Consider the following 13,633-nt stretch of genomic DNA (forward strand, 5'->3'; position numbering starts at 1 on the left):
GCTTACTTCATCACCCCAAGACCGCCAGCGGCAATTGCTGCCATATTCAGGATGTCGTTCACCTTCGACGTGGTCGAGCAGATCTGGATCGGATGCGGCGTGCCGGTCAGCATCGGACCGATCACCGTCGCCCCCGCCATTTCCTGCAGCAGCTTGACCGAGATCGAGGCCGAATGCCGCGCCGGAACCACAAGCACATTGGCCGGTCCGGTCAGACGGCTGAACGGATAGCGCGCCGCCGCTTCGGGGTTCAGGGCGACATCCACCGTCATCTCACCCTCATATTCGAAATCGACGCCACGCTCGTCCAGCACCTTCGGGGCCTGCGCCATCTTGATCGCGCGCTCGCTGAGCGGATAGCCGAAGTTCGAGAAGGACAGGAACGCCACCCGCGGATCAAGCCCAAGCCCGCGCGCGACCATCGCGCCACGGGTGGCGATATCGGCCAGATCCTCGGCCTCGGGCCATTCATGAACCAGTGTATCGCCGATCAGGATGATCTTGCCCTTATGCAGAACGCCGGTGATCCCCACCGCCCCGTCCTGCGGGCGCAGATCGAAAACCTTGCGCAATTCGGCCAGAACATGGGCGTTCTTGCGCGTGGCCCCGGTGACCAGCCCGTCGCCATGCCCATGCGCCAGCATCAGCGCCGAGAAAACATGCCGGTCACGGTTTGCCATCTTGATCGCATCCTCGCGGTCGATCCCCTCGCGCCACAGACGGGCATAAAGATATTCGTGATAGGCCTCCAGATGCCGCGAATTGGCCGCGTTCACCACGGTCAGTTCGCGCGCGGCATCGGCAAGACCGACGCTTGCCAGCTTCTCTTTCACGTCATTGTCGCGCCCGACGACCAGCGCCTGACCCATGCCGCCCCGCTGCCACGCCACGGCGGCGCGCAGAACGCGCAGATCGTCGCCCTCGGCAAAGATCATCCGGGCCTGCTTTTGCTTGGCGCGGGCGTGGATGCCCTGCAGGATCGCGGCGGTCGGGTCCATCCGGTTCTTCAGCGACTGGACGTAGCCGTCCATATCCTCGATCGGACGGCGGGCGACGCCGGTATCGGCCCCGGCCTTGGCGACCGCAGGCGGGATCACGTGGATCAGACGCGGATCGAAGGGCGTCGGGATGATGTAATCGCGCCCGAATTGCAGCTTGCGGCCATAGGCCACCGCCACCTCATCCGGCACATCCTCTCGTGCGAGCTTCGCCAAAGCCTCGGCACAGGCGATCTTCATCTCGTCGTTGATGGCGCGGGCGTGGATGTCCAGCGCGCCCCGGAACAGATAGGGGAAGCCAAGGACGTTGTTGACCTGATTGGGGTAATCGCTGCGGCCGGTGGCGACGATGGCGTCGGGACGGACGGCATGGGCATCCTCGGGGGTGATTTCCGGGTCGGGGTTCGCCATCGCGAAAATGACCGGGTTATCGGCCATCGACTGAACCATCTCTTGCGTCACCGCGCCCTTGGCCGAGACGCCAAGGAACACATCCGCCCCCCGCATCGCATCCTCCAGAGAGCGGGCCTCGGTCACGACCGCATGGGCCGATTTCCACTGGTTCATGCCCTCGGTGCGGCCCTGATAGATCACGCCCTTGGTGTCGCACATGATGCAGTTTTCATGCCGCGCGCCCATCGACTTGACCAGTTCCAGACAGGCGATCCCGGCAGCACCGGCACCGTTCAGGACGATCTTCACATCCTCGATCTTCTTGCCCGACAGTTCCAGCGCATTGATCAGGCCCGCCGCGCAGATCACCGCTGTCCCGTGTTGGTCGTCATGAAAGACGGGAATGTCCATCAGCTCTTTCAGACGCTGCTCGATGATGAAACATTCCGGCGCCTTGATATCCTCAAGGTTGATGCCGCCAAAGGTCGGCCCCATCAGGCGGACGGCATTGATGATCTCATCCGCGTCTTCGCTGTCCAGCTCGATATCGATGGCGTTCACATCGGCGAAGCGCTTGAACAGCACCGCCTTGCCCTCCATCACCGGCTTCGATGCCAGCGCGCCCAGATTGCCCAGACCAAGGATCGCCGTCCCGTTCGAGATGACCGCGACAAGGTTGCCCTTGGTGGTGTAGTCATACGCGGTCTCGGGATTCTCGGCGATGACCTCGACCGGCACGGCAACGCCCGGCGAATAGGCCAGTGACAGATCGCGCTGCGTGGTCATCGGCGTCGATGGCACCACGTCGAATTTGCCCGGACGCGGTTCGAGGTGATAGGCCAATGCCTCTTCCGGCGTGATACGGCTGCCGCGGCGCGAATTGTCGGTCATCTTGAACGAACTCCCCCTGAGATTCTTGGGTGCTTAACCAGACGTAAACCTGGCCTTCAACCACCTTTGCGGGAAAGATTGGGCCTCGGGACAATCGTTAGCGATAACGTTGACGGCGATCGGCGAAATCTTACCCTTGCGATGAATGAAACAGGCTTTGGGGGCGAAATCCAGAATGTTCGATCCTTGGCTGACGCGCTGGAACCTGACCGCCGACGGGGCGCCGATCACCACCCACACCGCCCATCTGCTGCCGGTCTTGCAGGGGGATCAGCCCGCAATGCTGAAGCTGTCGCATGAACCGGACGAACGGGAAGGGGCGGCGATGATGGCATGGTGGAACGGCGACGGCGCCGCCCGTGTCCTTGCGCTTGAGGACGAGGCGCTGCTGCTGGAACGCGCAACCGGCCCCGAAAGCCTTGCGGATATGGCCCGCAAGGGGCGCGATGATCAGGCAACGCGTATTCTCTGCGAGGTTGCCGCCCGCCTGCATCGCCCGCGCCGCACGCCACTGCTAAACCCGATATCCCTTGCCCATTGGTTCCGCGACCTCGAACCGGCAGCCGCGACCCATGGCGGCATCCTGCCCCGCGCTCATCAGGTGGCGCAGCGCCTTCTGTCCGACCAGCAAGACATCCTGCCCCTGCATGGTGATCTGCACCATGACAACGTGCTGGATTTCGGCCCGCGCGGTTGGCTTGCCATCGACCCGAAACGGCTGATCGGCGACCGCGCCTTTGACTATGCCAGTATCTTCACCAATCCTGACCTGTCGGACCCGACCCGCCCGGTCGCGACCCTACCGGGCGTGTTTCAGAGGCGGCTGAAGCTCGTCAGCGCATCAGCCGACCTGCCGGTCCGGCGGTTGCTTGAATGGGTTCTCGCATGGACCGGGCTGTCGGCGGCGTGGTATCTGGGCGACGATGACCCGATGGCCGAGATCGACCTGCATATCGCGAACCTCGCGGCGGTAGAACTGGACCGATAACATCAACCCTCACGCAACACCCACCGTGCGCAAGCGGTGTACAGCCTGTGCACATCCTGTGCATGCGTGGTGCATATCCTGTGCCGCCAAAATCCCAGCATTTGCTGGTCTGGCGCGGATCGCCGTTTCTTCGTTGCAAAAATACCGATTGCAACGCCCGCACCCGTTGCGCGGCCTCAGATAGAGACCTTGACGAAGCTGTCCCGCAGCGCCGCCGACCATGCCGCGCTCATCTCCATGAAGTCGGGATCGCCCTCCAGAATCCGCCGCTTCGAGGTGATCGCGCAGGCATCCTTCTCGATCACCGCCAGATCCAGCGGCATCCCCACCGACAGGTTCGACCGCAGCGTCGAATCCATCGACAGCAGCACCGCCTTTTGCGCATCCGCCATCGAGGTCGCGGGAGTCACTACCCGGTCAAGGATCGGCTTGCCATATTTATGCTCGCCGATTTGCAGGAAGGGCGTGTCGTCCGTCGCTTCGATGAAATTGCCTTCCGGGTAGATCAGGAACATCCGCATATCGCCGCCCTTGCGCTGCCCCGCAACGATCATGCTGGCACTGGCCTGCTGGTTAAACTCTCGCATTTGTTCAACAATTTCGCGTCGTGTCCGCGACAGCGTATGCCCGATGATCGAGGCGACCTGCAACATCGTCTGCGCCTTCATGATCGAGGTGGTCTCATCCGCCATCTCGTCATCGATCGCCTCGGCCAGCCGCGCCAGCGTCGTCTGCGTCACCGATAACGAGCCTGCGGTCATCACCACAACCACCCGCTCGCCCGGTTCCTCGAACGTGTACATCTTCCTGTAGCAGGCGATGTTGTCGAGCCCGGCATTGGTGCGCGTATCCGACAGCAGCACCAGCCCGGCGTTCAATTTCAGTCCGACGCAATAGGTCATCGGCTTTCCCAATCCAGCTTGCGCGGCAATTTATGCCCCCGCCCACCGCCTCGCAATCTGTCGTTTCGTCGGGGCATCCGCGACCTGCGGCGCTGCGGCAAATCTGTCGCAGGGGAAACCCGCCCAGCGGCGTGACAGGGGGTCGAAATCGTTACAATTCGCGCGCATCATCGCCAAAAACCAATACGGGAGTTGACCATGAAAACGATGTTTCCCCTGACCCGACGCGGTCTTCTGTCGGCGGGCGTGGCGGGCGCCGGTCTGGTCGTCCTGCATCCTTTCGCGGCACGGGCGCAGGCGGGGCAGGCGCATCTGCGGATCATGGAGACGACCGACCTGCACGTCCATGTCTGGCCCTATGATTACTATGCCGATGAGGCGGTCGATACGTTGGGCGCATCGCGCACCGCCGCCCTTATCAATGCCGTCCGGGCCGAGGCGGGCAATTCGATCCTGTTCGACAATGGCGACTTCCTGCAGGGAAACCCGATGGGCGACTATATCGCTTACGAGCGTGGCATGGCCGAGGGTCAGACCCATCCGATCGTCACCGCGATGAACGAAATCGGCGTCGAGGCCGGGACGCTGGGCAATCACGAATTCAACTATGGGCTTGATTTTCTGAAGCAAAGCCTTGCCAACGCGGGCTTTCCGCTGGTCTGCGCCAATATCGCTGTGACCCAAGGCAGCGCACCCACCGAAGATGAGACCTTGCTGCCGCCCTATACCGTGCTGGAGCGTGAACTGACCGATGGCACTGGCGCGACCCACCCGATCCGGCTGGGCGTGATCGGCTTCGTGCCGCCGCAGGTGATGCAATGGGATCGGAAGCATCTAGAGGGCAATGTCTCGGCCCGCGACATCGTGGCGGCGGCAGAAGCTTGGGTGCCGAAACTGCGCGACGAAGGCGTCGATCTGGTCATTGCGCTGTGCCATTCCGGCATCGGCGCGGCCGCCCATACCGACGGGATGGAGAATGCCGCCATCCCGCTGGCCGCCGTTGACGGCATCGACGTGATCCTGACCGGGCACGCGCATCTGGTCTTTCCCGGTTCCGATTTTGACGGGGTCGAGGGGGTGGATAATGCGGCTGGCACCATCTCGGGCAAGCCGGGGGTGATGGCGGGGTTCTGGGGCTCGCATATGGGGCTGGTCGATCTGCTACTGGAACGGCAGGGCGACGGTTGGACCATTGTCAGCCACAGCTCGGAAGCGCGCCCGATTTATGAACGCGACGCCGACCGCAATGTGACCCCGCTGGTCGAAAGCGTGGCGGCGGTCGAAGAGAGCGTCGCGACCGAGCATCAGGAAACGCTGGATTATGTGCGCCGCCCGGTCGGCAAGACCTCGGCCCCGCTTTACAGCTATTTCGCGCTGGTGGCGGATGATCCCTCGGTGCAGATCGTCTCGAATGCGCAGGCGTGGTATATCGCGCAGATGCTGGCCGGAACGCCGCATGAAGGGCTGCCGATCCTGTCGGCGGCGGCACCGTTCAAGGCGGGCGGTCGTGGCGGGCCGGATTATTATACCGACGTTCCGGCAGGCGATATCGCGATCAAGAACGTGGCGGATTTGTATCTTTATCCGAACACGATCCGGGCGGTGAAGGTGACGGGAGCAGAGGTCAAGGACTGGCTGGAACGCAGCGCCGGGGCCTTCAACCAGATCACGCCGGGCGAGGCCGATCAGGTGCTGCTGAACCCGGATTTCCCCAGCTACAATTTCGACATCATCGACGGCGTGACCTTTCGCATCGACCTGTCGCAGCCGTCGAAATATGACCGTGACGGGAACGTGGTGGCCGAGGGCGCGAACCGGATCGTCGATCTGGCCTATGACGGACAGCCCATCGATCCGGCGGCGGAATTCATCGTCGCCACCAACAATTACCGGGCCGAAGGCGGCGGTTCCTTCCCCGGCAATGACGGCTCGACCATCGTGTTCGAGGGACCGGACACCAACCGCGACGTGATCGTGCGCTATATCGTGGATCAGGGCACCATCGACCCCAAGGCCGATGGCAACTGGTCCTTCCAGCCGCTGGATGGCGCCACGGTTCTGTTCGACAGCGGCCGGGCGGGCGAGGCCTATCTGGCCGACATCAAAGGCCTTAACATCGAAGCGGCTGGCGAGGGCGAGGGCGGCTTCGCGCGCTATCGGATCACGCTGTAAAAGCCGAAAGCGCAGGGCGGGCGTTCAGCCCGCCAATCGTTCTGGTCAGCTTTGCGTCTGGCTTTGGCTCTGGCTTTGCAGCTTGTCGATATCCTCGACACGAACCGCGACATCCAGCCGCTCATCGCCCTGACCGGCGGCAATCCCCCGGATCGGGGCGGCATCTGACGCATCCAGACCCGAGCCAAGGCGCACATAGCGTTCATCCGGGCAGCAGCGGTTGGCGGCGTCAAATCCGATCCAGCCGATATTTTCGACATGGATCTCGGCCCAGGCATGAGCCGCCTCGTGCGGCTCGCCATCCACCGTTGCGTGCAGATAGCCCGAGACGTATCGCGCCGGCAGATCGCGCAGCCGTGCGACCGCCATCAGGGCATGGGTGTGGTCCTGACAGACGCCCTTGCCCAGTTTCAGCGCCTCTGCCGCGGTCGTCTGCGATTCCGTTACCCCCGGCTCATAGGCAATCGCTTCCGACACAGCCGCCGACAGCTTATGCGCCAGATCCAGATTATCCGCGTGATCGCTGACGGATGCCGCCAATGCGCGCAGCCCTTTATCAGCCTTGGTCGCATCGCTGTCCCGCAGATAGGCCAGCGGATTGATCATCTCGCGGTGGCCCCGCAAAACCCCCGCCGTGTCGCGGGTCTCGACCCGGCCGGTGATCGAAACCGCCACCTCTTCCATCGGCCCGCGCACGGTCCAGCCCTCGATCCAGTCGCCCGCGCCATCGCGGAAACCCGGACCCCGGATGCCGCCAGTCACCTCGATATTCCATTCCAGCGTCTTCTGCCCTTCAAAGACCGAAGGCGTCAGGCGAAGGCTTTGCACGATGTTTCGGATCGGATGGTCATAGCGATAGACCGTCTGATGCGTGACCCGCAATTTCATCGGTCAGGCTCCTCCCAGCAGATAATCTTCATGCACGAGGGTCGAAATCGCACCGATCTCGCCGATGAACCATGTCAGGAACTCGTGCAATCCTTCGTCAAAGATCATGTCGATGTCGCGCGATTGCAACCCGGCCAGAACCTCACGCGCCTTGTCGCGGGCCTTGTTGGGCACCGTTTCACCATAGCGTTTGGCAATCCCTTCAAGGTTCCAGACCGCCTCGTAAAGCGAGGTGATCAGCGAACGCGGGCTTTCTCCGTTCAGGATCAGGAAATCCGCCACCTGACCCGCGGTAATGTCGCCACCATAGGCCCAATGATAGGCCCGATGCGCCGACAGCGCCCGCAGGATCACCTGCCATTGATAGGTATCAAGGCCCGAGCCGACAAACTCGATCCGGGGCAGCAGCACGTAATATTTCACGTCCAGCAGCCGGGCCGTCGCATCCGCGCGTTCCAGCCCATAGCCAAGGTTCATGAAATGCCAGCCGTCGTTGCGAAGCTGGGTGGCATTGATCGCGCCGCGCACGGTCGAGGTGCTGGAGGTGGTGAAATCGGTCAGCGTCGCGGTATCCAGCTTGGACCGCGCGGTGCGTTCCAGCTTGCGCAGATCCTGATAGGTGATGTTCAGCGCATCCCAGACCTGAGATGTCAGCGCCGTCCGCACGATCCGGCCCGATTCCCGCGCCTTTTCGATGCAAGAGGCAACCGAGGACGGGTTGTCGCGGTCGAAAAAGACGAATTCCTCGATCTTCTCTTGACTGACTTCGCCATATTTCTCGGCAAATAGATCGGCGGTGCCCGAAGCCTGCAAAAGCGAGGCCCATTCGTTCTGATACCCGGTCTCGGTATTCGGCATCAGCGTGATCCGCTGACCCACATCCAGCAGGCGGGCGGCGGTATCGGCGCGCTCCAGGTGGCGGCCCATCCAGAAGAGGTTCGAGGCTGTACGGCTTAGCATGGCTTGTCCCCCTTCTTACTCTGAAAGAACCCAGGTGTCCTTGACGCCCCCGCCTTGCGACGAGTTGACGACAAGACTGCCTTCGCGCAGCGCCACACGGGTCAACCCGCCTGGCACCAGTTCGATCCGGTCACCGCAAAGGCAATAGGGGCGCAGGTCCACATGGCGCGGCGCGATGCCCTCTTCGACAAAGGTGGGGGTGGTGGACAACGCCAGGGTCGGCTGGGCGATATAGTTCGAGGGGTTCGCCTCGATCTTCTTGCGGAAGGCGTCAATCTCTTCCTTGGTCGATTTCGGGCCGACCAGCATGCCGTAACCGCCCGAGCCGTGAACCTCTTTCACCACCAGTTCGGGCAGATGCTCCATGACATATTTATAGTCGTCCTGTTTCCACAGCGTCCATGTATGGACATTGTTCAGGATAGGCTCTTCCCCCAGATAGAAGCGGACCATTTCCGGCACGAAGGTATAGATCGCCTTGTCATCGGCGACGCCCGCACCGGGGGCCGAACAGATCGACACCCCGCCCGAGCGATAGACATCCATCAGCCCTGGAATGCCCAGCATGGAATCGGGCCGGAAGCACAGCGGATCAAGATAGGGGTCATCGATCCGGCGATAGATCACATCGACGCGCTTCGGACCTTGGGTCGTCCGCATATAGACGAATTCACCGTCCACAAAGAGATCCTGCCCCTCGACCAGCTCCACACCCATCAGGTTGGCAAGGAAGCTGTGTTCATAATAGGCGCTGTTGAAATGGCCGGGGGTCAGGACAACGCAGGTCGGCCGGTCGCTGCATTTCGGCGGGGCCACCGATTCCAGCGTGCGGCGCAGCAGTTCCGGATATTGATCCACCGGCTCGATCCGGTTCTGCCGGAAAAGCTGCGGGAACATCCGCATCATGATCTCGCGGTTTTCCAGCATATAGCTGACGCCCGACGGGGTGCGGCAATTATCTTCCAGAACGAAGAACTCGTCCTTGCCGGTCCGCACAAGGTCGATCCCGATGATGTGGCTATAGACGCCGCGTGGGGGCACGACGCCGACCACCGCCTTTTCGTAAGCCTCGTTCTGATAGACCAACCGGGCGGGGATGCGACCGGCGCGGACGATCTCGGCCCGGCCATAGACATCGCGCAGGAAAGCGTTCAGCGCACGGGCGCGCTGCTTGATGCCGCGTTCAAGGCGGCGCCATTCAGCCTGCTCGAACACGCGGGGCATCATGTCGAAGGGGATCAGCCGGTCGGGATCGCCACCCTCACCATAGACGGCGAAGGTGATGCCGATACGGCGGAAAAGAGCTTCGGCTTCGGCTTGTTTCATCTGCCGGAAGTCGGCGGGCATGGTATCGACCCACTCGCTCAGCCGCGCATAGGGTTCGCGAACCTGACCGCCGGAGTACATCTCATCGTAGTATTCCATTGTCCCCTCAAACTGGACGGCACCTTTTATACGCCCTGCCGCCCCTTGATGATTGAGAGGCAGTTGGATGAAGTCCACAGAGGAAAACCGTGAAATGCACGAAAGTTCCGCAATATGGCGGGTGCGATGATGGCGCGCTGGGCGTAGTTACCGCCTGTTGCTGAAGTTTTCAGCAGGCTCAAGTCAGTTCCACCGCGATGGCGGTGCCCTCGCCACCGCCGATACAGATCGCCGCCACGCCGCGCTTGCCACCGCGGGCTTGCAGCGCATGAATCAGCGTGACGATGATCCGCGCCCCCGAAGCCCCGATCGGATGGCCAAGCGCACAGGCACCGCCATTCACGTTCACCTTGTCATGCGGGATGTTCATCCGCGCCATGAAGGCCATCGGCACGACCGCGAAAGCCTCGTTCACCTCCCACAGATCGACATCATCCGTGGTCCAGCCCAGCTTCGCCAACAGCTTTTCTGCGGCAGGGACCGGCGCGGTCGGAAACTGCCCCGGCTCTTGCGCGTGGCTGGCATAACCCATGATCCGCGCGATGGCGCCATTGCCGTCACCACTGATCACCAGCGCCGCCGCCCCGTCCGAGATCGAGCTGCTATTCGCCGCCGTCACCGTGCCATCCTTGCGGAATGCGGGCTTCAGCAGCGGGATTTTCTCGGGCATCGCATTGCCGGGCTGTTCGTCGGTGTCCACGATGATATCGCCCTTGCGTCCCGCCATGGTGACCGCCGCGATTTCGGTTGCGAAGGCACCCGATGTAATCGCCTCTTTCGCCCGCGACAGGCTTGCCAGCGCATATTCATCCTGCGCCTCGCGGGTAAAGCCGAACTCGCTGGCGCAATCCTCGGCAAAGGTGCCCATCAGACGGCCCTTGTCATAGGCGTCCTCAAGCCCGTCAAGAAACATGTGGTCGATCACCTGCCCATGTCCCAGCCGGGCGCCGGTGCGCATTTTCGGCAGCAGATAGGGGGCGTTTGACATGCTCTCCATACCGCCCGCCACAACCAGATCGGCGCTGCCCGCCTTGATCGCATCGGCGGCCATCATCACCGCCTGCATCCCCGATCCGCACATCTTGTTCAGCGTGGTCGCAGGCACCGATTTCGGCAAACCGCCAGCAAAGCCCGATTGTCGCGCCGGAGCCTGACCCTGTCCTGCGGGCAAAACACAGCCCATGAACAGCGCATCGACCGCCTCTGGTGCCTTCTGCGCACGTTCCAGCGCCGCCCGGATCGCTACGCCGCCAAGTTCGGCCGCTGCCTGCCCCGACAATGCGCCCTGCAGCCCACCCATCGGCGTTCGCGCCGCGCCCAGGATGAAAATGTCTCGATTTGTCATCATTTCCCCCATTCCACCCGCCTCCACTTACCGGATGCTAACCTTTTGGGCCTAGTCAGGTCCAATGAATCCAAAGTGGAGAGGTAACATGCAACTGATCGTCGCCGATACCGGAGGCCACATCGCCATCACGGTGAAAGAGCCGCGGATCGACGCCGCGATTGCCACCAGTTTCAAGGACAAGATGCGCGAGATCGTGTTGCAGGGACGAAAGCCCGTGCAGATGGATATGCGCAGCGTTGACTTCATGGACAGTTCGGGACTTGGGGCCATGGTCGCGGTGCGCAAGGCGCTACCTTCCGAACTGCCGATCATCCTTGTCGGGATGACCCCGAATGTCGAACGCGTCTTCCGACTGACCCGGATGGATACGGTGTTCCAGATCCAGTCCGAAGTTACCTGAGCCATTTACAGAGGAGAATGGAAAGATGACCTCGACCGACCGGCAGAAAGCCGGGTTTCATGGCTGCCGCCAACTCAAGACCGAACCGATGTTCCATCGGGTGTTCCGCGCTGAAAGCGATGCCGTGCGCGCCGCGCTGACTGACATTCGCGCCCGCTTTGGCGGGGCGGTGGATGCCGGGACACTGGGCCGTCTGGAACTGGTGCTTGCAGAGGTGATGAACAACGTGGCCGAACATGCGGGATTTGGCGATCAGACCGCACCGGCGCGTCTGCCGTGGATCCATGTCACCGTCGTTCGCCATGACAGCGGTATCGCCTGCGCCATCACTGATGACGGCATCTCGCTGCCCGAAGAATGTCTGGCCCCGCGCAGCATGCCCGCGCCCGATTCGGACGACCTGCCCGAAGGCGGCTTTGGCTGGTGCCTGATTCAGGGTTTGACGCAATCCTTGTGCTACTATCGCGAAAAACACCGGAATTTTCTGGCTTTTTCGGTTCCGATGGAACAGGCCTGACGGGATGGACAGCGCTCAGCGATCAGCGGCGTCTTAGTTCAGCGGCTCGTTCAGCGGATAGCGCCCGTCTTCGAAATCGCCGAACATTTCCATGACTTCGGGATGTTCCAGCGGCTCACCCGAGGAATCCGGCTCAAGATTCTGCTCCGAGACATAGGCGACGTAATATGTCGCCTCGGTCTCGGCATAGAGATGGTAGAACGGCTGGTCCCTCGCCGGGCGCGCGTCTTCAGGGATCGAGTCGTACCATTCTTCAGTATTCGCGAATTCGGGATCGACGTCGAAAATCACGCCACGAAACGGGCGGCTGCGGTGCCGCACGATCTGGCCAAGACTGAATTTTGCCACTCGCAGCTGTGCGTGCATTGAGGATTCCACGACGATATTTGGACCGTTTGGTCAGACTGGCGGGGTTCTATGCCTGTTGACCGATTCTGTCCACCAGATGGGCAGAATTTGCATCATCTGAGGCTGGAACCTGCCATATTATACAGCAAATCTGGCTGCGTTATCTATCGACTTCCGCAGCCTGCGGCGGATTCACCGAAACCGTCGAGATGGCCATTTTGGCCGAACCTTCGGTCACCTCATTCGCATGGGCCAGATAGATCAGGACGTGATTTTCCTCATCATAGATCCGCTTGACCCGCAGCGATTTGAAGATCAGCGACCGGCCTTCGCTGAACACATTCTCACCCTCTGGCCCCCGCTCGATCTGGCTCAGATCGATTGGCCCCGTTTGGACGCATTCGATGGCGCTGTTCGAGGGATCCTCGAACCAGTTCCCCTGCCGCAACCGATCGAAGGTCGAGCGTTCGAAATAGGCCAGATGACAGGTGACACCGCCGACCTTTGGATCGGCGATGGCCTCAACGATGATGTCGTTGCCGACCCAATCGACCCCGACCTTGCCCACCTCTTCCGCAGCCACACCAACGGGAAGGCTGCACAGAACCGCCAAGACAGCAAACAAACGCATCACGAATTCTCCGGCGTCAGCGGCACACGGCCATCATCCTGTAAAAGATGCACCTGGCCGGGTTCAATCACAACGGCACAAAGCGGGCGGCCATAGGCAGCGCCGCCATCGATGTTCAGGCGATTGCCGTAATGGGTGGCCGTTTCCAGCGCCGTGTGACCGTGAACGACCAGCGGCCCGAAATCATCCGTGCTTTCCAGAAAACCCTGCCGGATCCAGACCAAATCCTGTTCATCCTGATCCTGCAAATCGACACCGGGCCGGATGCCCGCATGCACGACCAGCGCCAGAGGATGCAGATAGTAAAGCGGCAGCGACGCCAGATAGGTGGCATGTGCTTCCGGCACAGCGCGCCGCGTCTGCTCCAGCAACTCCGCACGGGGCAGATCCGCGTCCAGCCCATAGGATGCCAGCGTCGCCGCCGCACCTAAACCCGGATGGTCCAGCCAGTGACGTTGCGAGGCAAGGCCGGGATCAACCCAATCCGGGTCATGCATGAATTTCGGCAGGAAGCGGTCATGGTTGCCACGGGTCACCACCCATGGCTGCCCCCGATCCTGGCCCGTCATCAGGTAATCAACGACTCCGCGCGAATCCGGGCCTCTGTCGACCAGATCGCCCACATGCACGATCAGCGCATCCCGACCGCCATCATGAAAAATCCGCTCATGCGCGGCTTTCAGCAGGTCCAACTGCCCGTGAACGTCCCCGATTGCATATAGTCGCATCTTGCACCTCTGCTCGACCGGCCCATGGCCGCTGCGGCACAAGA

At 61.8% G+C, this 13,633-nt stretch carries 13 protein-coding genes; 4 read left to right on the plus strand and 9 right to left on the minus strand.

From position 1 onward, the window contains the following. Positions 1-2: 2 nt before the first annotated feature. A complete protein-coding gene (locus JJJ17_RS00790; protein ID WP_200683095.1) occupies positions 3-2,282 on the minus strand; it encodes an NADP-dependent malic enzyme in 2,280 nt (759 codons plus the stop codon). 175 nt (positions 2,283-2,457) lie between these two features. Here JJJ17_RS00790 and JJJ17_RS00795 point away from each other — a divergent pair, with 175 nt between their 5' ends. Beyond that, positions 2,458-3,270: an aminoglycoside phosphotransferase family protein gene (locus JJJ17_RS00795; RefSeq protein WP_200683096.1), complete on the plus strand. Its 813-nt coding sequence runs from the start codon at positions 2,458-2,460 to the stop codon at positions 3,268-3,270. Positions 3,271-3,446: 176 nt separating this feature from the next. Here the strand turns inward: JJJ17_RS00795 and JJJ17_RS00800 are convergent, their stop codons facing one another. Beyond that, positions 3,447-4,172 carry a peptidase gene (locus JJJ17_RS00800; protein WP_200683097.1) on the minus strand — a complete coding sequence of 242 codons (726 nt, stop codon included), beginning with the start codon at positions 4,170-4,172 and terminating at the stop codon, positions 3,447-3,449. Positions 4,173-4,370: 198 nt separating this feature from the next. Here JJJ17_RS00800 and JJJ17_RS00805 point away from each other — a divergent pair, with 198 nt between their 5' ends. Further along, complete coding sequence (locus JJJ17_RS00805) at positions 4,371-6,344, plus strand: bifunctional 2',3'-cyclic-nucleotide 2'-phosphodiesterase/3'-nucleotidase (protein WP_200683098.1); 1,974 nt, start codon at positions 4,371-4,373, stop codon at positions 6,342-6,344. 45 nt (positions 6,345-6,389) lie between these two features. Here JJJ17_RS00805 and JJJ17_RS00810 read toward each other — a convergent pair whose 3' ends face one another. The 4 genes from JJJ17_RS00810 to JJJ17_RS00825 all read right to left on the minus strand — a co-directional run bounded on the left by JJJ17_RS00810 (position 6,390) and on the right by JJJ17_RS00825 (position 10,965). After that, positions 6,390-7,232 carry a transglutaminase family protein gene (locus JJJ17_RS00810; protein WP_200683100.1) on the minus strand — a complete coding sequence of 281 codons (843 nt, stop codon included), beginning with the start codon at positions 7,230-7,232 and terminating at the stop codon, positions 6,390-6,392. A 3-nt stretch (positions 7,233-7,235) separates the two neighbouring features. Beyond that, on the minus strand, positions 7,236-8,192 hold the full coding sequence (locus JJJ17_RS00815; protein WP_200683102.1) for an alpha-E domain-containing protein: 957 nt from the start codon (positions 8,190-8,192) through the stop codon (positions 7,236-7,238). Between the two features lie 15 nt (positions 8,193-8,207). Further along, positions 8,208-9,617: a circularly permuted type 2 ATP-grasp protein gene (locus tag JJJ17_RS00820; protein ID WP_200683104.1), complete on the minus strand. Its 1,410-nt coding sequence runs from the start codon at positions 9,615-9,617 to the stop codon at positions 8,208-8,210. A 178-nt stretch (positions 9,618-9,795) separates the two neighbouring features. Beyond that, a complete protein-coding gene (locus JJJ17_RS00825) occupies positions 9,796-10,965 on the minus strand; it encodes an acetyl-CoA C-acyltransferase (RefSeq protein WP_325168740.1) in 1,170 nt (389 codons plus the stop codon). An 85-nt stretch (positions 10,966-11,050) separates the two neighbouring features. Here JJJ17_RS00825 and JJJ17_RS00830 point away from each other — a divergent pair, with 85 nt between their 5' ends. After that, the gene (locus tag JJJ17_RS00830; protein WP_200683105.1) at positions 11,051-11,365 is read left to right on the plus strand and encodes an STAS domain-containing protein; all 315 of its coding nucleotides are present in this window, start codon (positions 11,051-11,053) and stop codon (positions 11,363-11,365) included. A gap of 25 nt (positions 11,366-11,390) precedes the next feature. Continuing rightward, complete coding sequence (locus tag JJJ17_RS00835; RefSeq protein WP_200683106.1) at positions 11,391-11,882, plus strand: ATP-binding protein; 492 nt, start codon at positions 11,391-11,393, stop codon at positions 11,880-11,882. A 33-nt stretch (positions 11,883-11,915) separates the two neighbouring features. Here JJJ17_RS00835 and hspQ read toward each other — a convergent pair whose 3' ends face one another. The 3 genes from hspQ to JJJ17_RS00850 form a co-directional block, all read right to left on the minus strand. Next, on the minus strand, positions 11,916-12,248 hold the full coding sequence (gene hspQ, locus JJJ17_RS00840; protein ID WP_200683107.1) for a heat shock protein HspQ: 333 nt from the start codon (positions 12,246-12,248) through the stop codon (positions 11,916-11,918). 142 nt (positions 12,249-12,390) lie between these two features. Beyond that, positions 12,391-12,861, minus strand: a complete 471-nt coding sequence (locus JJJ17_RS00845) for a CreA family protein (RefSeq protein ID WP_200683108.1) — start codon at positions 12,859-12,861, stop codon at positions 12,391-12,393. After that, positions 12,861-13,589: a metallophosphoesterase gene (locus JJJ17_RS00850; protein ID WP_200683109.1), complete on the minus strand. Its 729-nt coding sequence runs from the start codon at positions 13,587-13,589 to the stop codon at positions 12,861-12,863. Before JJJ17_RS00850 ends, JJJ17_RS00845 begins: the two co-directional genes overlap by 1 nt. Between the last annotated feature and the right edge of the window lie 44 nt (positions 13,590-13,633).

It is taken from the genome of Paracoccus caeni (assembly GCF_016629665.1).
In the GTDB taxonomy this organism is placed as follows: Bacteria; Pseudomonadota; Alphaproteobacteria; order Rhodobacterales; family Rhodobacteraceae; genus Paracoccus; species Paracoccus caeni.